The sequence below is a fragment of the Sphaerisporangium flaviroseum genome (assembly GCF_039537005.1).
Classification (GTDB): Bacteria; Actinomycetota; Actinomycetes; order Streptosporangiales; family Streptosporangiaceae; genus Sphaerisporangium; species Sphaerisporangium flaviroseum.
Map to the genome: position 1 here is coordinate 45,863 of NZ_BAAAZR010000063.1, position 25,574 is coordinate 71,436.

Sequence of the window (25,574 nt, forward strand, 5' to 3'; positions counted from 1 at the left end):
CACCGCGCCCCGCCATCGAACACAGAACGAATCTCCTCGTGTATATCGGGGTTGAGGAACCGGTCAACAGCCGTTGGCGCAGGATCTTGGGCGCAGAGAGCTGAGACTGTTCTTGGTTGCGAAGCTTCCTTAGCTCGTTGCCTGGTCCCGGCGTTGGCGTGCGGCGCGGATCTCGGCGTCGGCGACCTTGTCGTCGAGCAGCGCGTACAGCTGGGTGGTTTCGGTGGAGGCGTGGCCGAGGCGGCGGCGGACGGCCTCGATGGAGACCCCCGGCGTTGAGGCTTTGCCGCCCGACGTCCTGGCCGCGATCGTGCGCGACGCCATCTGGGCGCATCGCGACCCTGAGATCCATCGGCACGCCCTCGCCCGAGAGGAGGCCGAGCGCCGCGCGATCCGCGTCGCCGTTGGCCGCTGGCACGATGCCGGCCGGTGAAGCAGCCGAGGTCGTCTGGTCAGGTTTCCGGCAGGTTTCCGGAGGGTGGCCGTCGCACCGGTCGAGCAGGCGGTGCGGGCCGTCTACGCGCGCACGCCCGTAAGGCACTGCAAAACTGCGAAAATTCCGTCCGTAGCCCCGTGCGCGTGCGCGGAGGACTGTCCGGAAAGTCTGGGAAAGTCGGCTACGACTCCTGTGCGGGGAAGTGCCGCTCCAGGATCTGTGCCCATTCGGGCAGCACCACGAAGCCCCCGCCGGCGGCCCGCCGCGTGGCCTGGAGCTCGGCCAGTTCGGCGACGAACGGGGTGGCGCGCTGGCCGGCGGGCAGAGCCTCCAACGCCTGCTGCAAACGGGCGTAGGCGGCGGGGAAGGCCTCCCGCGCCCAACGCTCGCTTAATGCTGGGCGTGCAGGGCTTGCCTGATCTTCGCGGCCAGGGCGGCAGCTTCCTCAGGCGTATGCTCGACGACGCCGTTCTCGGCCATAAGCGCGTGGTATTGCTGCTGTTCGTATGGGACACCGGGAGGCAAAGCGGCGATGTGCCAGTGCAGGTGGGCGTTTCCCTGCCGGCTGCCCAAGGACAGTAGATAGGTCCGCTCACACGGCACGCTTGCTTCCAGGGCGACAGCGACTCGACGCACTACATGCATCACGTCGATGAACTGCTCCACATCAAGATCTCGGACAACGTGCTCGATGTGGCGCTTGGGAGCTACAAGAACATACCCGGGCAGTGCGGCGAAGCGCGCGAGAAACCCGATGTGCCTGCCATCGTCGTAGACGATTTCCTCCGGCTGGCTGGGATCACGATTGACAATTCCGCAGATGAAGCATGGTCCTGTCTGGGAACGCCGGCTGTAGCCTTCTAGGTCGAACGGTATGCGCCGGATCGAGCCGGTCATGATCACCTCTGGTGAAACGCTTGATCCCGAAGTAGCTGATCATCCTAGAGTCCTGCGTCATTGTCGGTGTAGCCCAAGATCCATCAGGAGGCCGACGCTTTCTCACCGATGTGACATATATGCCAGACCGATGTCAAGATCCTTGAGACCCTACAGGCTCGCCTGTAGGGTCTCAGCGCCCTGACATATTGATCTTGTGTGACCTGCGGTTTCTCGATTGTCTCACGGTGATGTCATCTGAGATCGGTCTCAGTTCCGTGGCATTTCTCGGTGGTTCGGTGGACTCTGGCGTGTTTGCGGTGGAGTCGCCGTTGCCGACTCGGTCGAGCATGGCCAGGACTAGAGTCGCGTCTTGTGCGAATTTCTCCCCGGCGTAGGTGACCTGACTTGGTGAGAAAGAGACGGCATACTCAGCGGCGGATCTGCGGAACAACACTCTCGGTAGGAATATCGGCCTAGCGCTCAAGGCCAAGTGTCGGAGCCGTACCTACGCCCAGATCGCGACGACGGTGCGAGGGTATCGGCTCAGCTACTGGTGCACGAATGGCAAGCGAACCTACCAATGCTAGGCGAGTATTGAGAACAGGGCCCGGGACGCGTGTCCCGGGTCCTGTTGTTCTGTCAACCTTCACCGACAGAGAGAAAGGCCCGTGGCGCGGAGGGCGAAATGGCAGGTCATGGGCCTGGCGGTGGTGTTGGCCGCGCTCGGGGTTCCTTTGAGCGCGTGCCTGTCGGCGGGGCCTGGGGTGTTCGAAGCCACGCGTCCGCCGGGGGCGCCGGGCAGGGTGTGGACGCTCGTGATCGATCCGAGCACCGACTACGACGACGGTTATGTCGTCGACAAGGACGGCGACGCGGTGGACCTCCCGTCCTGCGGTGAGAACCCGAGTTCGGGGAAGGGCGGGCTGCTCAGCCGTTCCGGGAGATCACTCGCGGTGTCCGGATGTTACGACACCAGGGCTCAGGAGTACATCGTCAAATTGTTCACGCCGGGAGACGCGCCGGCCTTCCTCGACCTTGACCAGGTTCTCCAGCACGAGGGCCTGGTTCGGGCTGGGGGCGGCGGCCAGCAGCGCGTACTGGCGGGCGGCGACGCGCTCGCGCAGCGCGGCGATCAGCCGCTCCAGGGTGGTGACACCGGGCAGCAGGACCTTGGCCTCCACCAGACGGTGGGTGGCCAGATCGAACAGCACGATCGGGCGCTCGCCCGTGGTCCAGGCCCGCTTGTAGAGCCAGCAGGCCAGCGCGAACCACTGCTCGCCCTCAAAGGCGGTGTAGCCGTAGCCGGTGCGGATCTGCTCCTGATGATCCCGACGGGCCTCCTTCTCGCCGTACCCCTTTAGGTCGGCCGCCTGCAGGCTGAGCTGCTCGGCGACGTAGTCGACCACCACGGCAGGAACGTCCTCGGGATCGTCCAGGAAGCAGTTCAAGAACCGCGCTGTGCCTAATTGCACGGACCAGCCGAGCTGGTTGCGCGCGCCGTCGCGGCCATCGCCCGGCGCCGGTCATCGGCATCCAGGTGGAAGAAGGCGCCCAACTGGGCGATGTCGGGCACGGCGTTGAAGACGCCGTATCGGCTGCGTTGCTCGGCGGACAGGAAACTGACCGGCATAGGGGGACTCCAGGCATGCCAGGGCGCCCCCACCTCGCACGCCGCGGTGGGGGCGCCCTCGGATATCAGCAGCGGTCAGGCCAGATGATCAACGTGACCGATTACGTGGTGAATTGTGTCAGTCTCGCGCCAGTCATGATCACCGTCGTCCAGCTCATGACGGTCGGGTTGCACACGTGTCCGAAGTCCGCGCCTGTGCTCTGGGCTCCGTGCAGAGCCACCCGGGCCCTGCACGTGCCTGTCCTGCGGGGAGCCGGTGGGAAGCAAGGGCCCGTTCGGGTGCGAATGCCGTGACGGGTTCATCACCGTCGACATCGAATCCGAGTTCGCCAAGCTCATCGAGGGGTGGAGACCCTTGCGCCCGACCAGGGTCCACGACGCGGGCCTGCACTTCCTGCTCAACCCGTGACCCCGCTACCCGATCGGCGGCGCCCTTCGGGGTGACGCGCTGAACCGTCGCCCCGAATCCCGCGGTAGTCGAGATCAGACCAGGATCCGGTGTCACAGGAGCCGGGGGGCAAGGGGCAGTCTGGTCCGGGTGATCAGCGCCGCCACAGTCGCCAGAACGGGCAGCCCCACCACCACGGCGATCATGAACGGCCACGGTATGGCGATCGTGGCGGGATCTCCGGCGCCGTGGGTCGTCAATGGCCGGCTCAGCGCCACGCCGGTCACCGTTCCCGCGGCCAGCCCTACCAGCGCGCCGAGCCCGGAGATGTAGAGGGACTGGCCGGCCACGACCAGCCGCAACGTCCCTGGCGGTGCGCCGATGGCCATCATCGTCGCCCGCTCAGGCCGCATATCGGCGGCTGCCAGGCGAGTGGCGGCCAGCGTGCCACCGACGACCAGGACCAGAGCGCCCACGAGCCAGGCCCACAAGCCGGGGTCGGGCACGTTGCGGTAGCCCTCCTCGGAGGCGACCGTCACGCGGGGGGTCACCTTGGCCAGATCGCGCTCCAGCATCGAGTCGGTCGGCAGCCGGTACATGGCATAGAGCGCACGCTCCGCCGTCGTGAAGCCGGCCTGCTCGACCAGGGTGCGCGGCAGCAGGGCCCCGCCCTGGTGCTCGTCGGCGGGTGTGGCCAGCACCGCCGGTACGTCGAGTTTGCGCGCGGGGCCAGACGTGGAGCCGGCCCGCAGCGTCAGCTTGCCATCGCGCACCGCGGCCGCGTCGAACACCACGGCCTTACCGCTGGCCAGCGCCGCGGCCGCCTGCGGATCGTGGCGCCCTTGCAGGAGCCTGAGCAGAGCCTGGTCGCCGATGGCCGCCGTGCGAGGCGTGCGTATCCCGTTCCATCGCACCGTATACCGCAACGCGTAGCGGTGCCCCTGGGCGTCCTTCGCCTGGTAGCCGACCGCCAGCGGCACTCCCGGCAACCGCCGGACCGTCTCTGCGCGAAGTTTGCTCCAGGTCCCATCGGTCATGGTGCCGCCCCAGATCGCCAGCATGCCGGTCGGGCGCGCCGAGGTGTAGGCGTTACGCCGGTCCATGTATTCGCTCTGAGTGCCGATGCCTACAGCGACGACTGTGGCCGTGACCGCCATGACGGCCGCCACGGCGCTCACCGTCCGGGATCGGTGGCGGACCGCGTCGCGGACGGCCACCCGCAGCGGCAGGCGTAACCGCGTGGCCGGCCCTCCGGTGCAGCGGACCAGCCATGGCGTCAACACCACCAGCCCGAACAGGATCAGCACCGCGGAGGCGAGCACCCACGCCGAGCCGCCCTGGCGGCGCGCCACCATGGTCGCCGCCAGTCCGGCCAGCACCAGCGCGGCCCCCGCCAGGGGCCATCCCGGCCGATCGGCCACTGTCGGCGCCCGGCCGGCCAGCACGGCCGCGGTGTTCTGCCGAGCCGCCTGCACGGCAGGCACCAGCGCTGCTACGAGCCCGGTGATCAGGCCCAGCGCGGCGACGCCCAGCACCGGCGCCCACGGTACCCCCGGCGGGCCGACCTGCCCTCCCCAGCGCGCCACCAGCGGGGCGCCCAGCGCTCCGGCCCCGATGCCCAGCACCGTCGCCACGAGGGTGGCCGCACCGCCCAGGACCACTCCGTCGGCCAGCACGATCGTCCGCAGGTGCCCGGCCGAGCCTCCCTGCGCGGCGATCTCGGCCAGTTCCCGGCGCCGTCTGCGGAGCCCGACCGCGAAAGCGGGCCCGGCCAGCAGCACGGTCTCCAGCACCACCATGATCACCATGGCGCCGAGCCCGACCGTTTGCTGCTGGTTCACCACGGAGAAAGCAACCAGGCCGCGCGGCGAGTCCAGGATCGTGGCGCGGGAGGTGACGTACAGGCCGGCCGTGTTCAGCGCGGGCACCTCGGCCCAGGACACGGGCTTTGCGGTGTCGGCGAGCCAGCCCGGGCCGTACTCGCTTGGAGACCAGAACAGAGGCGTCAGCGGCAGATCGGGACCCACGGCCTTTCGAAGCGAGGGCCGGTGCGGGTGCTCGACCACGCCCACCACCCTCAGCGGCGCCGCGCCGGACGGCCGCAGCAGGTCGCCGGGGCGCAGGCCGAGCGCGGGTGTCACCGCGACCTCGCCGGCGGCGGGCAACCTGCCCTCGCTCAATGTCAGCATCCCCCTGGTGAGGGGATCGCGCAGATCGGTCTCCAGCGCGTCGACCTGCCCGGTGCCCAGCCGCAGCGTGCCGGTGCTGAACGGGAGCAACCGGGTGCCCGGTCCGAGCAGCGCCGCCACCTTGGCGGCGTCGAGCTCGGGAGCGGCCGCTTCGTCATCGCCGCCGTTCATGCTCCAGCTCGCCCCGTTCGGCTGCTGCTGGAGCACCGTACCCTTGGGTGCCTGCACCAGGCGGGCGTCGGCCGCGCCGAGCTGGGCCACCAGCCCCTCCTGCGGAGTCAGGCTCATGGTCTCGAGGAGGGTGAGGATCGCCGTGAGCACCAAGACGGGCAAGCCGATCATCACCATGATCAGCGCACTTCGTCCCCGGGAACGCCAGGCGTTGCGGCGGGCCAGGCGCAGCGCGGCCACAACGGCGCTCATCGGGCGCTCACCAGCGACCCGTTCGTGGAATCGGTGATCATCCCATCGCGGAGGAACACCACACGATCGGCCCAGGCGGCGTAGCGCGGCTCGTGGGTGACGAGCAGGACCGCCGCGCCCGCGTCACAGCGAGCCCGTAATATCTGCAGGATCTCGTCGCCGGTGCGCGTGTCGAGCGCGCCGGTCGGTTCGTCGGCCAGCAGCAGGCGCCGCTCACCGACCAAAGCGCGGGCGATAGCGACCCGCTGACGCTGGCCACCGGACAACTCCTCGGGGAAGCGGTCGGCCAGCTCTTCCACCTCGATCTCCGCCAGCACGGCCATGGCCTCCTCCCGAGCCCGGCTCGAGCGCAGGCCGTCAAGCTCGCGCGGCAGCATCACGTTCTCCACCGCCGTCAGCGACGGGATCAGATTGAGGTCCTGGAAGACGTAGCCGACACTGCGGCGCCGCAGCGCCGCCAGATCGCGCACGGTGGCCAGGTCCTGCTCGCCGACGTGCACCGTCCCCGATGTGGGCCGGTCGAGCCCGCCCGCGAGGTTGAGCAGGGTCGACTTGCCGGACCCGGACGGGCCCATGACCGCGACCAGTTCCCCCACGCCGACCTCAAGGCTCACACCCTTCAGAGCGTGTACGGCTGTCACCCCTTCGCCGTGAACTCTGGCCACCTCAGCTAGCCGTACGAACGTCATCTTTCCTCCATCAGAACGGCCTCGCAGTGGTCCAGCCACCGTTGCTCGGCCTCGGCCTTGAAGATCATGGAATCGAGCACGAGCCGCTGGGCTGCGCCTTCAGCGGCGGCTCGCTTGGCTCTGGTCAGCTGCTGAAGGGCTCGCATGGTCGCCGTGCGTTGCTTGTGGATGACCTCGGCGACGTTCACCTTCTTGGCCGCGATGGCCATGGCCAGCTTGATGACCAGTTCGTCGCGTGGCCGGTCGGAGTGGATGACCGGGGTGTTGAACCATCGCTCCATTTCCTTCCGGCCGTTCGTGGTGATCGTGTAGACGACCCGGCCCTGTTCGTCGGTCTCGCCCGGCTCGACCAGGCCGTCGCGTTCCAGGCGGGACAACGTTGTGTAGACCTGGCCGATGTTGAGCGGCCAGGTCACCCCGGTCGTCGCCTCGAACTCGACCCGCAGTTGGTAGCCATGTCGAGGTCCCTTGCTGAGTAGGGCGAGAAGCCCGTGTCTGACCGGCATGAGTACTAAGTATGCATACGCAGTATGCGCCACTCAAGGAGGGGTCCGCAGCGCGCGGACGCGGCGTTCCGCGTACCCGACCACCGTCGCGCCCTCACGTCTCGATCAAGCGCACGACATGTGATCTTCTCTGCCAGGTGGGGTAAAACTGCGGATCGTGAAATGGGGATCGAGCGATGCCCTCTCACCAGCGCCGACTCCCATAGCGGCAAGGCTCGCACAAACGCTCGATTGCCAGAGAAGATTGCCAGACGGCCCCAGGGCGCTGGTTCTGACCGCCGGAGGGGCCGATTTCTTCTCAGAACTCGTTCTCATGCAAGTTGGCGGATCCACGGATTCTGGGAAATGTTTGTGAGAGCATCTGGGGAATGGCCGAGGCCCCAGAACCCGGCGAACACACCGATTTCACCTCTTCGTCTGCCATTAGCACAGAACGCACCCGTGACGCTGATGAGGTCGAGCGTCACCCGTGCCCACGATGCGCTGTAGCGCCCGGTTCGCCGTGCCGGTCGCGTTCGGGCGCGGTGGCCGGCACCTACCACACCGGCCGACCGGAACCCGGGCCAGCCGTGGCGGCCGGGCACACCGCCGCCCGCGCCGCTCAGTGACGATGGGCCGTCGGCGGACATCCGGATCGGCTACGCCCGCTGCTCCGCCCTCACCCAGGAACTGCAGTCCCAACTGGACGCGCTGGCCGCGCACGGCATTGGCCGCGAGAAGATCTTCGCCGAGAAGATCTCGACCCGGGTCAAGGTACGCCCGCAATTCGAGGCCGCGCTCGCGCTGGCCCGGCAGATCAAAGCGCACGCCCCACACTGCCGGGTCATCCTCACGGTGTATGAGATGAAGCGGCTGGGCCGCGACGCCGCCGAACTCACCGCGCTGGCCGACCACCTCACCGCGCACGGCCTGGTGCTGGAGATGCTCGCCGGGCCGCTGGCCGGCATCTACGATCCGTCCGGGCCGGGCCGGATGCTGTTCGCGTTCTTCGCCGCGATGGCCGAGACCGAACGCGAGGCCATCCGCGAGGCCACCCTGGAAGGCCTGGACGCCGCCGCCCGCAAGGGCAAGCACGGCGGCCGCCCCCCTGTGATCATCGACGACATGCTGCACACCGTGCTGCGCCGCAAGGCCGCCGGGGAACGCGTCGAAGATATCCGCAAAGACCTCATCATCCCCACCGGCAAACGCAAAGGCGAGAACCCATCCCTGGCCAGCATCTACCGGGCCCTCGCCGAGCATGAGAAGAAGCAGGCCTACCCCGAAGCCGTCGAGGCGGCCCACACCGACTTCGCCCTCCTGCAGGGCGAAGACATCCCTCGACCTCGCCTGGCCCGCATCCGACACCCGGGCCAGGCGCTGACGGCGGAGGAGGCCGAACTTCGCCATCGCCTGCAGAGTCAACCTCACCCGAACGCAGAGCTCCGATAGCGCACACGAACAGTCCTGTCAGCTGATCAAAGCCCGCAGAAGTCGCTCGCGCTGCTGCTCGTTCAGCGCGCCAACACGCTGTTTCTCCTCCACCCCGCAGATGGCCATCAACGCCGCGACCCGGGCCGGCCCATACCCGGGAACGGCCCGCAGAACCTGAACCACCCGTGTCCTGCCGACCCGATCCTGCCCGTTGCGCTCGAACACCTCCGACACACTCACCGCGCCGGAGGCCACCTCCGCCAACAGCGCACGACGTGCCGTAGCACCTCGGCTGCCTTCGCCAACGCCTTCGCACGCCGCTCCGACGTCATCGCTGGCAGGGCCATCAGGCACCTCTCCTGTAGAGATATCGGCGGGTCAGTGACTCCCGTCCGAGATCACGACGGGGGGCGTCGCCGATCATCATCCCGCACAGCGTCAACAGATGTGACACTAAACCCGGTTCGCCGTTCCACTCCTACTGGCAGGCCCTCTTGATCCAGCGTCCCCATCTAGCACTGCGAGAGAACTGCATGGCTATGGTCTTGCCCGATGGCAAGACACCATCCGGACGGCGATTGGCCTGAGCCCACTGCCATGCCATCCGATGCAGGTTCTGTACCCGACCTCCTACTCCCTCCTCATCTCCGTTCGACTCGTCGGGCGGCCGAGCTGTTCGAGGCCGCCACCGGCGGCTGGACACTGCACCAACTCCGGCACTCGGCGCTGACCCACGCGGCCGAGGGCGGCGCCAACACCTCCACCCTGCTGGCCTACTCCGGGCACACCTCGGTCGTCTCACTGGCCCGCTACGCCCGGGTCTCCGGAGAAGCACTCGCGCGCTGGCAGGCCGGACGCGATCCCGCCGCCCGCAGGCGCTGAGGGAACGCGCGCTCTCAGCTGTCGATTCGCCGGATGGGAAGGGTGGCCCTGAGCGTGAGCGAATGGCTGGGTGCGGAGGGCTTCCCAGAGCGCCGGCGCGCGGCGCTGCTTCGGCGCTACGCTTGGCTGGCCAGCGAAGATCTTGTGGTGACTGCTCTGGTGGCAGGCCGCGCGGTGGAGCCGTCCCGATCCTCGCCATCAGCGGGGTCCACGACCTGGAGCAGAATCTTCAACAGGTCCTGCGGCGCGTCGCGCATGAGGTTGTGGCCGCTGTCCAGAGCGTACGTCCGCCACGAGGGGTTTTCACGCAACCGATGGTAGACGGGGGTGAACGGGGATTGGCCGTCCCAGCCCGCGGCGTACACGTAGTCCCTGCGGCGGATGTGCGCGAGGTCGCTAGTGAGCTGGAGTGGCTGGAGCAGGGAGGCCAGCGGGTGGGGCGTGGCCCGTGGGTCGAAGAAGGGCAGCGGCCGTACCGCGTAGCCGGTCTCCACCACGTCCATGTACCATCGGCGCTCCTGGTCGGAGACGAGAGTCCAGGTGGAGTCGCCGGGCTCCGGCACCATGGCGTCCAGGTACACCAGGGCGTTCACCCGTTCGGGTGCGCGGTCGGCGGCACCGGTGATCACCATGCCCCCGTAGCTGTGGCCGACCAGCACCGCATCCTGGATGTTTTCAGCGGCTAGCACGCTGGTGACGTCCTGGATGTGCGTGTCGAGGTTCACTCCGCCGTGCAGCAGATGGCTGCGCTCGCTGAGCCCGGTCAGCGTCAGCGGGTAGACGGCATGCCCCTGCGCGCGAAGTTCGCCGGTGAGCTCCGCGAAGCACCAGCCGCCGTGGCACATCCCTGGGATGAGCACGAAGTTGCCCATGATCGTTCTCTCTTTCTCTTGTCGGATTTGGTGTCCGGTAACTTGTGAGGCGCTGCCCGGGAGAACGTCGACCGCATGCGCGGTCTTCTGTGCCGGGGTCGCCGAGGTCAGGCGCACGTCTCAGTTGTGCGCCGGGCCGGGCCGAGGTGCGCCGGGGTGTGTGCGGCCTCCGGCGATGGTGATCGCGGAGGCCGCGGCGCACAGGATCGCGGTCCACGCCAGGGTGGCCTCGGTCGAGGTGTGATCGGCGACCATGCCGGCGATCCACGGCCCGGCGGTCTGCCCGGCCGCGAACACCGTGGTGAAGGCCGCCAGCGTGGCGGTCCAGTCGGCGGGCGGGACGTTGCTCTTGATGAGGGCGGTGATGGCGGCGGGAACGCCCATGAATGTCGCCCCGTAGATGATCGCGGAGGCGAGGACGACCGGTGGCGTGGGTGCTGCCAGCGCGAGCGCCGCTCCGCCGGCCAGGATCGCAAGCAGGGTGGCCAATGCTCGGGTGGCGGCCCACTCGGCGGTGGGGCGGCTCCACAGCGCGGGCGCCGCAATGACGGCCAGGCCCAGCGCCGTCCAGGTGAGCACCACCTGCCCGAGCGAGGCGTGTTGGTCGGCGAGGTAGGCGGACAGGAAAGTGATGTAGGTGATGTACCCAGCGGCGAACAGCAGGTAGGCCAGGGCGGCCCCCCACAGCGGGCGCACGCGGACCCGGCCGGCCGCGGCGGCATGCGCGTCCTCGCCCGTGCTTGCCGCGCTCCAGCTCGCCACGGTCGCCAGTGCAGCAGCGACGGCCAAGCCAACCCAGGCCAGGCGCCAGTGCTCCCCGAGCGCGGGAATGCTCACCCCGCTGACCACGATGCCCAGCCCAGTGCCGGCGAAGTACACGGTGATGGGCGCGCTGGAGGCCGCGCGGGCGGCGACGCGCGAGGCGATCACGCCGCCGGCGACGAACACCACCGCCCCCGCCGCTCCGGCTGCGGTCCGTGCGGCCAGCAGCGCCGGGTAGGCGTCGCTGGCCGCGGTGGCAGCCAGCGACACGGCCGTGAGTGCCATCCCGATGCGGAAGGCGGCGGCGGTGCCCCAGCGGCGCACGACCGCGGCGGTCACCAGCGCGCCGAGGAGGTAGCCGAGCCCGTTGGCGGTGCTCATCGCCCCCGCCTCAGCCAGGGTCCAGCGCAGGTCCTCGCGCATGGCCGGCAGGAGCAGGCCATAGGCGAAGCGCGCGAGCCCGAGCGCCGAGGCGGTGCCGAGCGCCAGCCGGCCCGCCTGCCAGGCCGCCCGAGGCTTCGCCTTCGGTGCCGTCTGCGTCATCGGTCCCATCTCTCGGCGGCACCATCGCCGCGAGGGGTCGCATCCCGCACGTCCGAGACGTTCCGGATTCGCGGGGAGGCGAAAAGGTCTGGCATGACACTCCAAAGATCGAACCGATCGGTACGAACTCGGATGCTAGCAGTAGAACGAACCGACCGGTACGATCTAGGGCATGCCCGTTCCCAAAGGCTCGACGATCGACCCAGAGCGCACCCGAGCGGCCATCCTCGAGACGGCCACCCGGGAGCTGTACGCGCGTGGCCTGGACGGCATCGGCGTTGCCGAGCTGTGCACCCGCATCGGAGTGTCCAAGGAGACGCTCTACCGGCACTTCGGCACCAAGGACGCCCTCGTGGAGTCCATGCTGCAAGCGCGCAGCGAGCGGGTCACGAGCTGGCTGGCCGAAGCCGCCGCAGCCGCCGGGGACGCCCCCGGCGAGCAACTCGCCGCGGTGTTCGACGCCCTCCAGCGGTGGTACGACGACCCGGTCTTCCGTGGCTGCGCGATACTGAACGCGGCCGCCCAGCACCACGTCGACGCCGTTCGCACTATCACCGCGCGCCACCTGGACCGCTACCTCGACCTCCTGACCGGCATCGCCAGCCGTGCCGGAGCCGTCGATCCGCCCCTTCTGGGACGACAACTGCTCATGCTGGTCGAGGGGGCGACCGTCATTGCCGCGCATCACGACGCAGCCGACGCCGGCGAGGCCGCCCGCAAGGCCGCGCTCACCTTGCTGTCCGCCGCCGCTCGCCCCAGCCTCTAAGACTGGCCTTCCTAGCTTCCTGTCTCAGCCGCCGATGCCCGGCCAAGTGGGAGAGCCGGTCGCGGGTCAGCGCCTTCGCGCCGCCGATGACCGGGGTCATCCCGACGTTGCAGCCGTGCGCCACCAGCAGCGCGGCAATCGAGATCCGCAGGTCGGCCAGCCGGGCCGCCTCCTGGTGATGGAGGTGAACGCCGCATCGGCGCCGGTCCAGGAGAACACCTCCAACACCACCTCGGGTAGATCCACCCGCGGCATCATCGCCTCCACCGCCGCCCGCAGCGCCACCAGGCTCGCCGGTTCGGCAACGGCGTCCAACGCCGCCAGGTGCAGCCGACCGTCGGTGCCCATGCTGGCGCTGGTGTTGGCCGGTAGCCGTCCGGCGACCGACAAGGACTCGACCGGCAATGCGAACCTCCACCAGGTCTATGACAAGACCTCCGAAGGTTCTGGCAATGATGATCGACCGGTCAAACCAGGAATCACCAGGACAAACGCTTAGCGCACGATCCGGTTCCGATGTTCCTTTGTTCCTCAGACCCCGAGCAGACCACGTGTGATCGCCGTGATGGACTCCGGTGGTGCGGTCGAGGTGCGCAGCGCGGCCAGTGCCGCGCGGGCAGCGGCGTGCAGATCATCGAGCACCTGGTGCACCGGTGTGAGATCGGCGCGGGTGCGCCGCGCGGCCAGCAGGGCGGTGATGGTGATGTTGACGTGGTGCTGGGCGCGCAGGAGGGGGCCGTCGGGGTCGAGGGAGACCGAGTCTGCCTCCGGCAACGGGAACAGGCAGGCGGGTGGTCCACCGCGCGGCGAGTTCTCCGGGAGGGCGAGCCCCAGATCACCGAGGTAGGGCGAGCCGGCAAGCTCGGTGCGGGTCCAGGCGTGGCGGCGTCCGCAGGCCGGACAGGCGTCCAGCAGGAGCGTGTGGTGGCGGGTACAGGCGAAGCTCCAGGCCAGTAGCGTGACAGGACAGGGCCCTGGTAGCGGTGGCCGTCGATCTCCACGCCGTAGTGCTGGATCGTGCGCCACTCGGTCTTGAGGAACTCATAGCCCAGGTCCGGATGTCGCGGGACCTCGATGTAGCCGGCCCGCGCGATACCGTGCTCGAACATCGTGGCCAGCGACATGCGCAGCTTGGGCAGATGCGGATCGAGCAGGCTCGCGTGCGGCCTGTGGTGATACACGGCCGCGACCCATTCACGGATGATCGCTTCGAGTTCGTCGAGGAAGAAGAACGCCTCCGCCTCGGGACTCAGGCCGCGGGAGTGGACATCCGGCCCTTTGCAACCCGGCAGCGCCTGCACCAGATCCTCCCGTAACGTGCGGAAGAACCGTTCCACCGGCCCCTTGTCCCGGCCCGTCCTTGACCGAACCGGCTGAATCGAGATGCCCCACCGGGCGCACGCACCTGGTCAGATGCTCCAGCACATAGATCTTGCCGTGGCCGACCACGATCGTCTCCGGCACCACCGCGGGTGACGCCGCCCCCGGCCGCTCGATCACGAAGGGGTCCAGCAGCACCGCCCGTGCTGGGGCCAGACCTATACGGCCCGGCGTTGGGCTCCACACCAACCTTTGGCGCCTGATCTCATCCAGGCGCCAAACCGAACACCGCAACGACGCGGTCAGGCAGGCTCGCATGGCCGGGGACGATCCTGCCTGACGCACGAGCCGCGGGCCGGGCAGGAGTCCCGATCATCGTTTCAGACGCGCCGTCCCGCCCGCGCGACGATGTCGGCCGCCGCCGGGTCGGCCTTGATCGCTTCGTCAAAGGTTTTCTTGGGCAGCACGGTGTTCCCGGCCACGGTCACCGTCTTGGGCGGGTCATCGTAGCCGTCGGGCCGGACGTCCCAGAAGTTGCCGATGAAGGCGACATTTTCCATCGGAGGGCCGACCTGCAGCACGATCGGGGTATCGGCCCGGCACACGACGTTCCCGATGACGGTGATCCACGCGGCGCCGTAGTCGGTGTAGAGCCCGAAGTTGTAGGACGTGAGGACATCGCGGATCACGTTGCCCCGGACCACCGCCCCGCCGGCGAACGACGAGCCCTGCGGTGCGGACAGGTAGATCCCGCCGCCGTCCATCAGCACCCCCATGCTGCGTTCGACGAGGTTCGCGACCACCTGGGTCCCGTTGGCTCGCTCGCCGCCGGTGATCACGATGCCGTTGTGCGGAACGTCGTGGATCTCGTTGTGCGCCACAGTGGTCTCTTCGGATTCGACCACCAGGATGGCGGGGGAACCGCGGTACTCGGTGCCGATGTGGTGGACGAGGTTGTCCTCGACGGTAACGCGAGTGGCACCCTGGATCGCGATCCCGCTGCCCGAGATCTCGTCGAAGACGTTCCCCCGGACCTCGACGGCGGCGCCGCCCTCGATCGCCAGTCCGCCGGCGCCGAGGCGGGTGAAGTGGTTGCCCTCCAGCACGATCCGGCTGACCCAGTCGAAGGCGACGTTGGCCGGTAGCTGGGTTGGAGCCGCCGGAACGTGGACGTAGCCCACTTCGGCACCCATGTCGATCTTCTGGAACTCGCCCTGCTCGTGACGAGCGTTGCCGTGATAGTGCAGGTAGCCGCCAGTGCGGGTGGGGCCAGACCAGTTCGCCTCGGCGAAGGTGAGGCCGCGCAGCACGATGTCGTGCACGCCCTGCCCGCTGACGAGGGTCTCCAGAACGGGCACGATCGCGGTGGTCTTGCCGATCTCCTCGCCGGGACGCGGGCGGTAGTGCAGGACGTGTCCGCCCGGTTCGGAGCGGTCGACGGCGAAGGTGCCCGGCTCATCGAGGAAGGCCACGTTGTTCTCGAGCACGGATGGCGCGGCGAGGCCGTCCCAGGTCCCGTCACCACCTGCGCCGTACCACTTCGAGTCGTAGAGGGACTTGGCATTGTCGAAGGCGGGCTGGGCCATGGTGATGGTGGTCGAGGAGCCGTCTCCGGAGATCGCGGCGACCGCCAGGCGAGCTTCGGACCACGGGTAGACGCCGGGGTAGACGAACTCCAGTCCTGAGGGATCCGGCCAAGCCTGAGGCTCCATGCTGTCCGTGACGTAACCAGTAGCTGTTTTCGTCACGCTTCCTGGGAGCCCGGTCGTGCGGGCCGCCCGGGACGCGGGGCGGCCGTCGACGGAGAGCCGTCGCGGCTCCAGTTCGCCGATCGGGGCGGTCCATGCGCCGTCGGCGCCCGCGGACCAACCGGTGATCTCGCGGCCGCCGCTGAGCACGGCCTTCTCCTGTTCGGCCGTTCCGTAGCCGTGGGCCTGGTAGACCACCCGGAAGCCGTTGGTGCCGGAATCGGCAGACGTGTCGTCGAAAGTGAGCGGTTCTTCGAGGTGGTAGACGCCGGCTCGGAAGGCGACGACGATGTCGCCGGTCATCTCGGTGGTGAGCGCACGGACGGCTCTCTGAGCCGCGTGCGGGGTGGCGAACGGCCGGTCGAAAGTGCCTGACCAGTCGTCCTGGCCGTCGGGGGACACGTAGAACCTGTTTTCGGGCATGGTGGAGCTCCCCTGCGAGATGGTTTATAGGATATACTGAGGTTTATCAGCTAAACACGAAAGAGTGACAAGCGTCAAGGGAGTAGCGGTGGCTGAAGACGACGCGCAGCCGGATCCGGAGCGTGCGATCGAGCTGCTATGGGGCGCGCACGAACCGGACCGGCCCGGGCTGAGCCTCGGCCGGATCGTCGCGGCGGCGATCGAGGTCGCGGACGCCGAGGGGCTCGGCGCGCTGTCCATGCGCAAGGTCGCGGAACGGTTCGGCACCACGACGATGTCGCTCTACCGGTACGTTCCCGGCAAGGCGGAACTGGTGGAACTCATGCGAGACGCCGTCTACGGGGAGGCGCCCCTGGAGCCCGCGGACGGGCTGGATTGGCGCGCCGGCCTCGAGCGCTGGGCGCGGCGGGCGTGGGAGATCTACCAACGGCATCCTTGGCTGGTCTACAGCGCGGGAAGCCGCCGCCTGCCCGGGCCGAACATCATGGCCGGGTACGACCACGCGCTCGACGTCGCGTCGCGCAGCGGTCTGGAGCCGGCTCAGGTGATCGCGGTCGTGAACCTCGTGGGTGGGTTCGTCGAGTCGGTCGCGCGTCAGGCGGGGGAGACCGCGGAACTTCAGCGGCGCACCGGGATCTCCCATGAGCGCTGGTGGAGCGAACGCGAGTCTCTGTTCGAGCGATTGGACGCCTATCCGGCCTTGGGAAGGCTGTGGGAGAGCGGAGGGATGGACCAGCCGCTCGATCCCTTCGAGTTCGGGCTGCAGCGCACGCTCGATGGCGTCCAGGCGCTCGTCGCAAGCCGGGGGAGTGAGGTAATGCGTGACGAAATTGGGGGAGCGGAGTGCGCGATGTGCGGGAAGCCTGTTGACGAGGGAGGGCGGGGACGGCCACGGGACTACTGCTCAAGGGCCTGTCAGCAACGTGCCTATCGCCAACGTCAGTCGACTCGGTCTTGATTCTTCGTCAGCGCCGTGGGTGAAGTAGGTCAAATCCTCGGTCAGCTGACGGAACAGAAACGCGTGACCGATGGAGGCCGGGCCGGTGGCGAGGATGCCGATGAGCTCATCGCGCACCTCCCAGCCGTGGCAGTACGGGCAGTGCACCACACTGTGCCCCCCCCGTGCTCGGCGAGCCCGCGGCGCCTCCGGCAGCACATCCGTGAGGCCGGTGGCCACCAGGATGCGGCGGGCGGTGATGCTGCGACCGTCGGCCAGGGAGACGGTGAACCGCAGATCCCCGTCCACCGACGGGGCGGCAGACTCGGCCGAGACCACCTCGCCGAAGACGATGCGCCCGCCGTACTGGCGCACCTGCTCTCGGCCCCGTCGAAGGATCGCGGGAGGCGGGGTGCCGTCCAGGACAATGAAGCCGTGCACGGCCTGCGCGGGCCCGTTGCGCGGAGAGCCGCTGTCGATCACGACGACCGAGCGTGTGACGTGCCACAGTTAGCGTCGCTATTCCTGCCACGCTTTGTCGTGTCGGGATGCCCAGGTCTCGTGGTCATAGGTCTTCGACGTAGCCGGCGGCGATGTCGTCGGGTGGGTTGGTGTACAGGCGCAGGTAGCGGTCGTTGGCGTGGCCGAGGCGGCGTTCGAGTTCGGCGCGGTTGTGGCCGGAGGCCTGCGACAGACCGAAGGCGAAGGTGTGGCGGGCGTCGTGCGGGCGCAGGGCGCCGAGTTGACGGTCGGGGTCGGTGGTCTGGGCGTCGTGCAGGCGGCCGACCTCGCTGACGATGGTGTTGATGGAGCGGGCCGAAAGGCGGCCGTCGGGGCGGCGGGCGGCGATGGAGGCGGCCGACAGCAGCAGCGCGGCCGCTGCGGTGCTGGTAGCAGCGTCGCCGGGCCGCTCCTGTTGGAGGTAGTCGGCCAGCGCTTGGCGGGCGTCGCGGCCGAGGAACACGGTGCGGCTGGTGCGGCCCTTGCCGCGCACGCCGGTCAGGCGCGCCTTCTTGGCCTGGCGCAGCCGGTGGGGGTCGGCCGGCTCCAGTTGGTCCAGGTCCAGGCCGACCACCTCGGCACGGCGTAGCCCGGTGCCGAACAGCAGGTAGACGATGGCCCGGTCGCGCAGCGGGCGGGCGTGGGCGTGCACCCGGGGGCGAGGCAACGCCGCGGTGCCGGCGGCCCTTCAGCTCGTGGAAGGTCTCGATCCGGTCCACGACGTTCTTGATGGTGCGCACCTGGGCGGCGGCCAGCGCTCGCGGCTGCGGGGCGGGCAGTGGTAGCGGGGCGACTTCTTGGTCGGGTCGCCGTGGCGCAGCAGCCCTTCGGGGGCGTGCGCGGTGATCCAGGTGAACAGCGCCGACAGGTGCGCGAGATGGTTGTTGACGGTCGCCGGCGCCATCGGCGCGGGCGTGTCGTCACGGCCGCGGTTGCCGGCGGCGGCCAGGTGGTCGCGCCAGGCGGTGACCTCGCGCACGGTGACGGCCGAGAGCCGGTCGTGCCCGAGGCCGTCGGCGATCCAGGCGCCGAAGCGTTCCAGATGCCGGGAGATCTTGGCGATGACCTCCGTCGAGCGGGCTCCGCGCACGGCCAGATCGAGGTAGCGCTCCATCCACACCGGCAGGCTGTCGTCGGCCGGATCGAGGCGTTCGGGAAGCCAGACCACCTTTCGTCAAGTGATTTCGGCGTGATCCTGCCCGGCAGGCCTGGACGCCGAGCTGGGGGTGGAGGACGGCATGGAGCCACATTACTTCACGGAAGGGTCATTTCCTGAAGTGAATGTCCTCCCGTCAGGGGCGCCGACGGGACCATCCGGGTTCGGCCCTTCGCCGCGGCGGGATAGCCGCGAAATTCTCCGCCCTGGCGCGAAATGATGGCCTGACTCCCTACATAGGCACAGATGTCCGTACATCAAAGCTATGAAGGAGGCGGCCATGGGGATGCCGAGGAGACCAGGCGCGGGACCAGCCCGTGGGTAGTGAGCCGGCCAGGTTCGAGTCCGTTTACCGGGAGACGTATGGCCGGATCACGGCGTACGCGGTCCGCCGCTGCCACTCGCCGCAGGATGCGGCGGACGTCGTGGCGGAAACCTTCGCCATCGCCTGGCGGCGGATGGGTGAAGTGCCGGATGGAGAGCAGGCCACGCTGTGGCTGTATGGGGTGGCGCGCAAGGTGCTGGCCAACCACTATCGGGTCGAGGTGCGCCGCCAGGCCCTCAATGTGGAGCTCGACGCCGAAATGGCCGACCTGTACCAGGCCGCTCCTGACAGCGGGGTCGAGCTGACGGCGATCGCGCAGATCTTCCGGGCCTTGCCGGACACCGATCGGGAGCTGTTGTCCCTGGTCGCCTGGGAGGGACTGGACCGGCAGCAGATCGCCGCCGTGCTCGGTATGTCGCGCAACGCCGTACGCATCCGACTCCACCGCGCCCGCAGGCGCTTCGCCCGCGCGCTCGCCGAGGCGGGCGTGCACTTCACATCGGAAAGCCGGTTGACCCCCGCGGAGGGACATCTGTGATGAAGAACATCGACGACATCGACGAGATCACGCGTGCGCTGGCGCGGGTGGAACCGGGCAAGCCGGGAGGGCACGCCTCCGATGCGGGGGCGCGGAAGCTGCTGGTCTCAATCGCCGCCGAGCAGCCCGGCCCATCCGCCATCCGCCTGCGCCCTGCCCGGCGCCCTGCCCAGCGGCTGGCCCTGGGGCTGGCGGGCGCGGGGCTGCTCGCCGTGGGCATCGTGGTGGGGCCGAGCCTGCTGAAGGGCAGCGGCACCCCCTCCTACGCGGTCACCAAGGAACCCGACGGTGTCGTATACGTCCAGATCCGGGATTTCCGCGACAAGGCGGGGCTGGCGAGACGGTTGAAGGAACTCAATGTCCCGGCCACCGTCGACTACGCCCCCCCGGGCAAGTGGTGCCAGGAACCGCGCGGAACCTCGGTGCAGGACATTCCCCGCGGCCTGTACTCCGTGCCGGAGAACATCCCGGGGGAGGAACACAGCCTGGGCTGGCAGATGCGGATCGACACCAAGCTCTTCAAGCCCGACCAGACGTTCGTCTGGACGATCAGCGACCACGGCACGAGCACGATCCTTATGAGCGGCCCGGTCGCCCCGTGCGTTCTCGTGCCCGACAAGTCAAACGAGCCGAAGGCGGGGGACAAGGCCGACTACCGGCTGGCAACCACGAAGGGCCGCTCACTCGCCGGCTTCCGGGTGGACGAGAAGACCGTCGGCGAGGTCCTGCCCGAGCTCAAGAGGCGCGGGTTGAAGGTCGAGTACCTGATCATGGCGGTCGCGCCGGACAACCCGGGCGGCTTCGGCGAGCTCCGCACGCAGACCGAACCCGTCGGCGACGACTGGATCGTCTGGGAGGCGGAGGAATCCATCCTCAAACCGGGGCTGATCCGCCTGCTCGTCACCGACAAGCGCTTCGACAGGAACCCTGTCTACGGTGGTCCACGCGACAACGTCGTCAAGGAATAAGTCCTGCCCGGGCAGCCATGACACATCGGCCGGCTGACACACCGGCGCTGCAGCCGCTCCCCACCCTCGACCAGGCTCGCAATGGGGAATGGCGCTGGGGCTCGAGGCCGTGAGCAAGTGCCACGGCAAGCTCGCCGGCCACCTCGATGGCACTCGCCCCGTCGGCTCCACCGGCGAGACCTCGGCCGGGCAGATCCTGGCCGCCCGCGCCGTCATGTACACCCCCAAAGTCCACAACACCCCGCACAACCTCGACAAAGAGAGCTCATTCCTGTGCGATCGCTCGGCTGGAACGTCGACTCACCGTCCGCCTCGTCGGCCAGATCGAACGCATCCTGAAAATCAACGACATGTCCACCGTCACCAAAGAAGTCGTCGAAACCGCCCGCAAGAACCTCGTCATCGGCTCGATGTGACCACCCCACACCAAGCACACCAAATCGCGCACCACCACAACAACATCGCGCAAAAGGCCGTTGCCCGGCCCCAAGGACTCGGGAGCCGGGCAACGGCCTTTGTAAGGCCCACCAGTCCATCACCAGCTGCCGAACCACCACGACAAGAGCGCGGCAGAAACAGCGTCATTAACCGTGGCACGTCACAACCGAGCGGCGGGAGCGGGCGAGCGTAAGTGCACCGTTCAGCCCCGCGGAGCCCCGCCGATCACCACCGCGTCGACGGTCCCCTCGGGCAGTGCGTCGCTCGCGTACGGAGAAGTCGTCACAGCCATGGCCTCCTGCTTTTCCTTGTGCGTGGCCGCCCCACACGTTGCGGACCATCTGCACACGACGCTAAGCCAGATATGCACTGAGGGCATACGATGTTGCCTATGACGCAAGAGGATGGAGATTTGGACAGCCTCGTACGCAAACGCCTCCGCGCTCTGCGGGTGGCACAGGGCTGGTCCCTGGAGGAGCTGGCGAAGCGGGCCAACCTCAGCCAGTCCTCACTGAGCCGCATCGAGAACGGTCAGCGCCGCCTCGCCCTGGACCAGCTCGTCACCCTCGCCCGCGCGCTGGACACCACCCTCGATCAGCTCGTGGAGACCGCCACCGACGACGTCATCACCAGCCCGACGATCGATGCCGCCCACAGCCGAATGCGCTGGACCATAAGGGCCGACCCCGGCATGAGCGTGGTGCGCCAGCGCCTGACCGAACCACCCCCCGAGAACCAGGCGCGCATGCGTGCCCACCCGGGGCGCGAATGGCTCGTCGTCCTGTCCGGCACCGCCATCCTCATGCTCGGCCACCGCCGCTTCCGCCTCGAGGCCAACCAGGCGGCCGAATTCCCCACGATGATGCCGCACGCGATCGGCGCCGAAGGCGGACCCTGCGAGATCCTGGGCATCTTCGACCGCGACGCCCGCCGCGGCCACCAGCGCGACGACGGCGACGGCGACGAGAGCACTCCCGCGTGACGGCCAGATCCGCGGCCTGCGTAGAGACGGACTCTTGCGCGTCAGGCAGCACACCCGGTCATCGCCTTGCGCGAACCGGGATATCTAGTGCCACAGACGCATAGCCGCCCTAGGGTGAAAAGCATGAGCCACGCACACGCCCACACCCCTCACCGCGGCGCCGCCCACGGCACCGACCGCGACGGCCAGGCGGAGATCCTCGACCTGGACGCCGAGGTCCTCGCCGAGCACACCGCCTCCATCACCGCATGGCTGCCGCTGAAGACCGGCCCACACCACATCGTGGATCTGGGCTGCGGCACCGGCGCGGGCACCTTCGCCCTCCTCGACCGCTTCCCCGACGCGCGCATCACCGCCGTCGACGCCTCCGCCGACCACCTTCAGCGCCTGCGCACCAAGGCATGCGCGCGCGGCCTCGAGGACCGCGTACGCACGGTGCAGGCCGACCTCGACGAAGCCACCTGGCCGGACCTCGGCTCACCCGACCTGGTGTGGGCGTCGGCCTCGATGCACCACATGGCCCAACCCGACAGCGCACTGCGCACCGTCCACGACGCGCTCGCGCCCGGCGGCCTGTTCGCCGTCGTGGAACTGGCCGGCCACCCCCGTTTTCTGCCCGAGAACGCCCCTGCGGACCGGCCCGGCCTCGAAGAGCGCGTCCACGCCGCGGCCGACCGCCGCCAAGCCGAACACCTGCCCCACCGCGGCGCCGACTGGGGCCCGATGCTGACCGCCGCAGGCTTCACCATAGAGGGCGAACGCACTATCGCCGTCAACATCGAAGGTGACCGCAGCGAGGCAATCGGCTGCTACGCCGTCGGCGTCCTGCAGCGCATCCGCAGCGTCATCGCCGACCGGCTCACCCCCGACGACCTCGCCGCGCTCGACCAACTCCTCGACACCAGCAGCCCGGACAGCATCCTGCGCCGCGATGACCTGACGGTACGCACCGAACGCACTGTCTGGGCCGCCCGGCGCGCCTGACACCGAGCGCGGCGGTGCCACGTCCGGCGCGGTCACGCGGAACCAGGCCGTCGCATCCGCGTGAGGCAAGGGCACTCTCACAAACGACCGGTTGTGACAGTTCTGCGGGTGCCACCGGAATACGGCAGAAACGGGCCGCGTAGCTAGATGATCGCTGGTCAGTGCTGTGCAAGTGCTGCGCAGGCGTGGATCTCGAGATCTTCAGCGTGCGGGCCGCCTCGGTCACCGATTTGCCATCGTCAACGAGGCGGCAGCGGGCCTGGCCGTCTCCATCCGCACGGCTCTGCGATTCCTCACAGTTTCTCAACTGAGCATGCCCCGTGCTGGTCAAGAAGACCGTCCCATACGATGATCTCTGCATGTCGTCCCGTACGTCCGCCACGCTGGCGGGCTTAGCCCTGGCGGTCCTGACCGCCGGATGCGCCGATCCGGAGGCCGACCGGGTGTCGCTCGTCAGCACGCCCCAGCCCCCGGCGTCTTCGCCACTGCCGTCGCTCACGGTGGTCCCGCCGCCCTCGCCCATGCTGTCCTCGGGTCCGGTAAAGCACCCGTTCCCGATGGCGACCTCCTTGACCGACCCCATGGCGACCGCAGCGCCCCTGACCACGACGGGCCCACCGCGGTTCTTCGTCTCTGCGCGCACTCCACTCACCCGTTTCCCCGGCCAGTCCAAGACCGCTGTCTTCACCCCGGTACCGCCGGCCGTGCACAACGCCGAGACCGGGGCGTTCATCGCCAACATCCCGCTGCCGCCCGGCATCGCCGGCTCCTGGCACCTCGCGGCCGCCGCCCGGGACAACCGCACGTTCGCCATCGCCGGCTGGACCGGGTCGACGAACCCCTCCATTCGCTTCTTCCTGGTACACCTCGATGAGAACGGGCGACCCGAGCAGCCGGTGGCCCTCACGCCAACCGACCCCGACGACCTGACTCTGGTCCACGACCTCGCCCTCAGCGCCGACGGCACCCGGCTGGCCTACTCCACACCGCTCATCGGAGGCGGCGCCAAGATCTCCGTGCTCGACGTCGCCACCGGCCGGCGCCGGGACTGGAAGACGATGACGCACCCGATGGTGAGCGGCCTGTCCTGGGCCCCGGACGGCCGCTCGCTCGCCTACGTGCTGGGTGGCCGCGCCATCGCTCTGCTCGACCTCACCGCCCCGGACGGCGCCACATCCCGGATCATCAAGGCCGCCACGGGCGCCCTGCCGATGGAGTCGCTCGCCTACACCCCCGACGGCAGCGCGCTGATCTACGCGACCGGGCACACCGTCGAACGCATCCCTCTGGCGGGCGGCCCGGCGCAGGTCCTGGCCCGGCCGGAGCTGCCGCCCGACGCCTCACTGAGCCTGCGCTTCAGCGTCGACGGGACGGGAGAGCACCTCCTGTACGTGCACGGGTGGCGCGCCTACCATGCCGACCTGGCCGACGGCGCGGTCACCTCGGTGCCGATCACGGTCCACGAGCGTCCAGGTGAGGGCAACTCTCCGCGCGCAACCTGGTGACCACCGGCTAAGCGGCCGCCAGGCCGCGCCAGCTCGGCGCGGTGCCATATTGATCCCAATCCGCCCGTGGGCTGTGCTCGGTCCTCCAGCGGACCTGTGGAACGCGATGGAACGTCAAGGACCGGGTTGGACCGCCTCTTCTGTTGAGGGAGCACGTCGAGTCCGGAGGGATTGGACGCCCGCTCGCGAATCCACCAGAAAAGGTCCGAACGGAGAACGACATGCGCATCACCATGCCCCGGGCAGCGAGCATCCGGCGAAGCGGCGCCCTGGCGCTGACCGCCATCGCCACAGGGGTGCTGCTCTGGCCCGTCGCCGCCCAGGCGGCCACCGGCAGCGAGCTGGGAACACCCGTCGCGCAGACCGACACGAGCAGGGGACTACCGCCAGGCATCACCTCCGCCCTGCCGGTGACGTTCACGGCCGGGGACTGCCGGCAGTTCGGGAACGGCACCACCGACAGCCTGAACTCATCGGTGCGCCTGGACAGGCCCGACGCGAACGGCAACTCCCGCGTAACGTGGGTGGCCCACACCGCCACGCGAAAGACCAGCAACGCCGACATCTGGCATGCCAACTTCGTCTTCAAGACCGCGTTCGGCACCCGGATCCTGACGACGGGTACGTTCGACTCGGTTCCCATGACCGCGATCAACTTCCCCTACGCGACGGTGAGAAGCGCGCCGGTGAGGGTCGACCCCGCCTTGTTCTTCGCCATCACCCAGGTCGACTGGTTCGGCGACTGCTGACGGGCCCAGGATCTCGCGGGCGCGGGACATCGTCTTGCCGGCGTCCGGGTGGACCGGAATCGTCCACCAGGCGGGCGTCGACACCGAGTTCGGCGACCACGTAGCGCAGGACGCGCACCCGCATCCGTTCACCGCGCCGGGACGGCAACAGCAACGACGGCCCGGGCCGCCAGGCTTCCGGATGAGCCGTGAAGGTCAAAGATGCCATGGGCCCCATGGTCAGCGTGGGGGAGCGGTGCCGCCACGCCCCACCCGACCCCGGCCCGGCCTGCCCGGCGGCCGGGGTGGTGCCGGCTGGAGGAGAGGCCCTGCCCCGTCTTGGTATTCGGGTGGGGCCAGGCCTGGAGCCACCCGCAGGGTCGATCTCCTCCGAGGGCAGCGCCCTATAAGGGGGTGCTACCAGTAGAGCGCTCAGTCGTGTCGGTAGCGGTCTAACTGGTATGGGTCAGGTCGAGGACGACTCACGCGGGCACCGCGTGCCGTCGCAAGCTGCACGACAATCACGACGTTGTCATTCACCCCTAGTGGAAATGCACCGGCAGCGATCGCGCCGAATTCTCCGCCATGATCCCCACAATGGCCTGAATAGCGGCCACTCCCTGACCGCTTCTCCTGCGACCGT

30 protein-coding genes are annotated in these 25,574 nt (G+C 68.9%); 14 read left to right on the forward strand and 16 right to left on the reverse strand.

The annotated features are described in order from the left end of the window. Nucleotides 1-129: 129 nt before the first annotated feature. From ABD810_RS39405 to ABD810_RS39425, 5 genes are all read right to left on the reverse strand, one after another. Nucleotides 130-324, reverse strand: coding sequence for a hypothetical protein (locus ABD810_RS39405; protein WP_344953127.1), 195 nt, complete (start codon nt 322-324; stop codon nt 130-132). Nucleotides 325-617: 293 nt separating this feature from the next. Beyond that, on the reverse strand, nt 618-770 hold the full coding sequence (locus tag ABD810_RS39410; RefSeq protein WP_344953129.1) for a hypothetical protein: 153 nt from the start codon (nt 768-770) through the stop codon (nt 618-620). 56 nt (nt 771-826) lie between these two features. After that, nucleotides 827-1,333, reverse strand: coding sequence for an HIT family protein (locus tag ABD810_RS39415; RefSeq protein WP_344953131.1), 507 nt, complete (start codon nt 1,331-1,333; stop codon nt 827-829). Nucleotides 1,334-2,259: 926 nt separating this feature from the next. Further along, entirely contained in the window at nt 2,260-2,787 is a 528-nt protein-coding gene (locus tag ABD810_RS39420; protein ID WP_344953133.1) for a DUF4158 domain-containing protein, read from the reverse strand. Further along, nucleotides 2,778-2,945, reverse strand: coding sequence for a hypothetical protein (locus ABD810_RS39425; RefSeq protein ID WP_344953135.1), 168 nt, complete (start codon nt 2,943-2,945; stop codon nt 2,778-2,780). Before ABD810_RS39425 ends, ABD810_RS39420 begins: the two co-directional genes overlap by 10 nt. Before the next feature lie 256 nt (nt 2,946-3,201). On the opposite strand from ABD810_RS39425, the gene ABD810_RS39430 reads away from it, so the two are divergent. Further along, entirely contained in the window at nt 3,202-3,354 is a 153-nt protein-coding gene (locus ABD810_RS39430; RefSeq protein WP_344953137.1) for a hypothetical protein, read from the forward strand. 92 nt (nt 3,355-3,446) lie between these two features. On the opposite strand, the gene ABD810_RS39435 is transcribed toward ABD810_RS39430, so the two are convergent. The 3 genes from ABD810_RS39435 to ABD810_RS39445 are packed head-to-tail and all read right to left on the reverse strand — an operon-like array spanning nt 3,447 to nt 7,140. Next, a complete protein-coding gene (locus ABD810_RS39435; RefSeq protein WP_344953139.1) occupies nt 3,447-5,945 on the reverse strand; it encodes an FtsX-like permease family protein in 2,499 nt (832 codons plus the stop codon). Then, nucleotides 5,942-6,634, reverse strand: coding sequence for an ABC transporter ATP-binding protein (locus ABD810_RS39440; protein WP_344953141.1), 693 nt, complete (start codon nt 6,632-6,634; stop codon nt 5,942-5,944). The genes ABD810_RS39435 and ABD810_RS39440 overlap by 4 nt, the downstream gene beginning before the upstream one ends. Continuing rightward, the gene (locus ABD810_RS39445; RefSeq protein WP_344953143.1) at nt 6,631-7,140 is read right to left on the reverse strand and encodes a PadR family transcriptional regulator; all 510 of its coding nucleotides are present in this window, start codon (nt 7,138-7,140) and stop codon (nt 6,631-6,633) included. Before ABD810_RS39445 ends, ABD810_RS39440 begins: the two co-directional genes overlap by 4 nt. 368 nt (nt 7,141-7,508) lie before the next feature. Between ABD810_RS39445 and ABD810_RS41260 the strand changes: the two genes are divergently transcribed. Both ABD810_RS41260 and ABD810_RS39450 read left to right on the forward strand, forming a co-directional pair. Then, nucleotides 7,509-7,748 (forward strand): zinc finger domain-containing protein, encoded by a 240-nt coding sequence (locus ABD810_RS41260; RefSeq protein WP_425567050.1) that lies wholly within the window; start codon nt 7,509-7,511, stop codon nt 7,746-7,748. 25 nt (nt 7,749-7,773) lie between these two features. Beyond that, the gene (locus ABD810_RS39450) at nt 7,774-8,571 is read left to right on the forward strand and encodes a recombinase family protein (RefSeq protein WP_425567056.1); all 798 of its coding nucleotides are present in this window, start codon (nt 7,774-7,776) and stop codon (nt 8,569-8,571) included. Nucleotides 8,572-8,589: 18 nt separating this feature from the next. Here the strand turns inward: ABD810_RS39450 and ABD810_RS41265 are convergent, their stop codons facing one another. Continuing rightward, on the reverse strand, nt 8,590-8,907 hold the full coding sequence (locus ABD810_RS41265) for a hypothetical protein (protein ID WP_425567051.1): 318 nt from the start codon (nt 8,905-8,907) through the stop codon (nt 8,590-8,592). Nucleotides 8,908-9,150: 243 nt separating this feature from the next. Here ABD810_RS41265 and ABD810_RS39460 point away from each other — a divergent pair, with 243 nt between their 5' ends. Further along, entirely contained in the window at nt 9,151-9,435 is a 285-nt protein-coding gene (locus ABD810_RS39460) for a tyrosine-type recombinase/integrase (RefSeq protein ID WP_344953147.1), read from the forward strand. A gap of 116 nt (nt 9,436-9,551) precedes the next feature. Here the strand turns inward: ABD810_RS39460 and ABD810_RS39465 are convergent, their stop codons facing one another. Both ABD810_RS39465 and ABD810_RS39470 read right to left on the reverse strand, forming a co-directional pair. Further along, nucleotides 9,552-10,307, reverse strand: coding sequence for an alpha/beta fold hydrolase (locus ABD810_RS39465; RefSeq protein ID WP_344953149.1), 756 nt, complete (start codon nt 10,305-10,307; stop codon nt 9,552-9,554). A 120-nt stretch (nt 10,308-10,427) separates the two neighbouring features. Continuing rightward, nucleotides 10,428-11,612, reverse strand: a complete 1,185-nt coding sequence (locus ABD810_RS39470; RefSeq protein WP_344953151.1) for a YbfB/YjiJ family MFS transporter — start codon at nt 11,610-11,612, stop codon at nt 10,428-10,430. Nucleotides 11,613-11,784: 172 nt separating this feature from the next. Here ABD810_RS39470 and ABD810_RS39475 point away from each other — a divergent pair, with 172 nt between their 5' ends. Together ABD810_RS39475 and ABD810_RS39480 are read left to right on the forward strand one after the other, a co-directional pair. Next, complete coding sequence (locus ABD810_RS39475; RefSeq protein ID WP_344953153.1) at nt 11,785-12,378, forward strand: TetR/AcrR family transcriptional regulator; 594 nt, start codon at nt 11,785-11,787, stop codon at nt 12,376-12,378. A 115-nt stretch (nt 12,379-12,493) separates the two neighbouring features. After that, nucleotides 12,494-12,877: a hypothetical protein gene (locus ABD810_RS39480; protein WP_344953155.1), complete on the forward strand. Its 384-nt coding sequence runs from the start codon at nt 12,494-12,496 to the stop codon at nt 12,875-12,877. 32 nt (nt 12,878-12,909) lie between these two features. Here the strand turns inward: ABD810_RS39480 and ABD810_RS39485 are convergent, their stop codons facing one another. Further along, complete coding sequence (locus tag ABD810_RS39485; RefSeq protein ID WP_344953157.1) at nt 12,910-13,152, reverse strand: hypothetical protein; 243 nt, start codon at nt 13,150-13,152, stop codon at nt 12,910-12,912. Nucleotides 13,153-13,361: 209 nt separating this feature from the next. Between ABD810_RS39485 and ABD810_RS39490 the strand changes: the two genes are divergently transcribed. Continuing rightward, the gene (locus tag ABD810_RS39490) at nt 13,362-13,694 is read left to right on the forward strand and encodes a hypothetical protein (protein ID WP_344953159.1); all 333 of its coding nucleotides are present in this window, start codon (nt 13,362-13,364) and stop codon (nt 13,692-13,694) included. A gap of 384 nt (nt 13,695-14,078) precedes the next feature. Here ABD810_RS39490 and ABD810_RS39495 read toward each other — a convergent pair whose 3' ends face one another. Continuing rightward, complete coding sequence (locus tag ABD810_RS39495; RefSeq protein ID WP_344953161.1) at nt 14,079-15,869, reverse strand: right-handed parallel beta-helix repeat-containing protein; 1,791 nt, start codon at nt 15,867-15,869, stop codon at nt 14,079-14,081. 88 nt (nt 15,870-15,957) lie between these two features. Between ABD810_RS39495 and ABD810_RS39500 the strand changes: the two genes are divergently transcribed. Continuing rightward, a complete protein-coding gene (locus ABD810_RS39500) occupies nt 15,958-16,827 on the forward strand; it encodes a TetR/AcrR family transcriptional regulator (RefSeq protein WP_344953163.1) in 870 nt (289 codons plus the stop codon). Here the strand turns inward: ABD810_RS39500 and ABD810_RS39505 are convergent. The 3 genes from ABD810_RS39505 to ABD810_RS39515 all read right to left on the reverse strand — a co-directional run bounded on the left by ABD810_RS39505 (nt 16,774) and on the right by ABD810_RS39515 (nt 18,475). Continuing rightward, on the reverse strand, nt 16,774-17,289 hold the full coding sequence (locus tag ABD810_RS39505) for an NAD(P)/FAD-dependent oxidoreductase (RefSeq protein ID WP_344953165.1): 516 nt from the start codon (nt 17,287-17,289) through the stop codon (nt 16,774-16,776). The two genes, ABD810_RS39500 and ABD810_RS39505, sit on opposite strands and share 54 nt — an antisense overlap. Before the next feature lie 82 nt (nt 17,290-17,371). Beyond that, entirely contained in the window at nt 17,372-17,974 is a 603-nt protein-coding gene (locus ABD810_RS39510; protein ID WP_344953167.1) for a tyrosine-type recombinase/integrase, read from the reverse strand. 21 nt (nt 17,975-17,995) lie between these two features. Continuing rightward, the gene (locus tag ABD810_RS39515) at nt 17,996-18,475 is read right to left on the reverse strand and encodes a hypothetical protein (RefSeq protein ID WP_344953169.1); all 480 of its coding nucleotides are present in this window, start codon (nt 18,473-18,475) and stop codon (nt 17,996-17,998) included. Nucleotides 18,476-18,780: 305 nt separating this feature from the next. Here ABD810_RS39515 and ABD810_RS39520 point away from each other — a divergent pair, with 305 nt between their 5' ends. The 6 genes from ABD810_RS39520 to ABD810_RS39545 all read left to right on the forward strand — a co-directional run bounded on the left by ABD810_RS39520 (nt 18,781) and on the right by ABD810_RS39545 (nt 24,952). Further along, a complete protein-coding gene (locus tag ABD810_RS39520; protein ID WP_344953171.1) occupies nt 18,781-19,326 on the forward strand; it encodes an RNA polymerase sigma factor in 546 nt (181 codons plus the stop codon). Continuing rightward, entirely contained in the window at nt 19,326-20,294 is a 969-nt protein-coding gene (locus ABD810_RS39525; protein ID WP_344953173.1) for a hypothetical protein, read from the forward strand. Before ABD810_RS39520 ends, ABD810_RS39525 begins: the two co-directional genes overlap by 1 nt. Nucleotides 20,295-21,123: 829 nt before the next feature. Then, on the forward strand, nt 21,124-21,714 hold the full coding sequence (locus ABD810_RS39530) for a helix-turn-helix domain-containing protein (RefSeq protein ID WP_344953175.1): 591 nt from the start codon (nt 21,124-21,126) through the stop codon (nt 21,712-21,714). 123 nt (nt 21,715-21,837) lie between these two features. Continuing rightward, nucleotides 21,838-22,698, forward strand: coding sequence for a methyltransferase (locus ABD810_RS39535; RefSeq protein WP_344953177.1), 861 nt, complete (start codon nt 21,838-21,840; stop codon nt 22,696-22,698). Between the two features lie 359 nt (nt 22,699-23,057). Further along, complete coding sequence (locus ABD810_RS39540) at nt 23,058-24,203, forward strand: WD40 repeat domain-containing protein (protein WP_344953179.1); 1,146 nt, start codon at nt 23,058-23,060, stop codon at nt 24,201-24,203. Between the two features lie 221 nt (nt 24,204-24,424). Beyond that, the gene (locus ABD810_RS39545) at nt 24,425-24,952 is read left to right on the forward strand and encodes a hypothetical protein (protein ID WP_344953181.1); all 528 of its coding nucleotides are present in this window, start codon (nt 24,425-24,427) and stop codon (nt 24,950-24,952) included. Nucleotides 24,953-25,574: the final 622 nt, after the last annotated feature.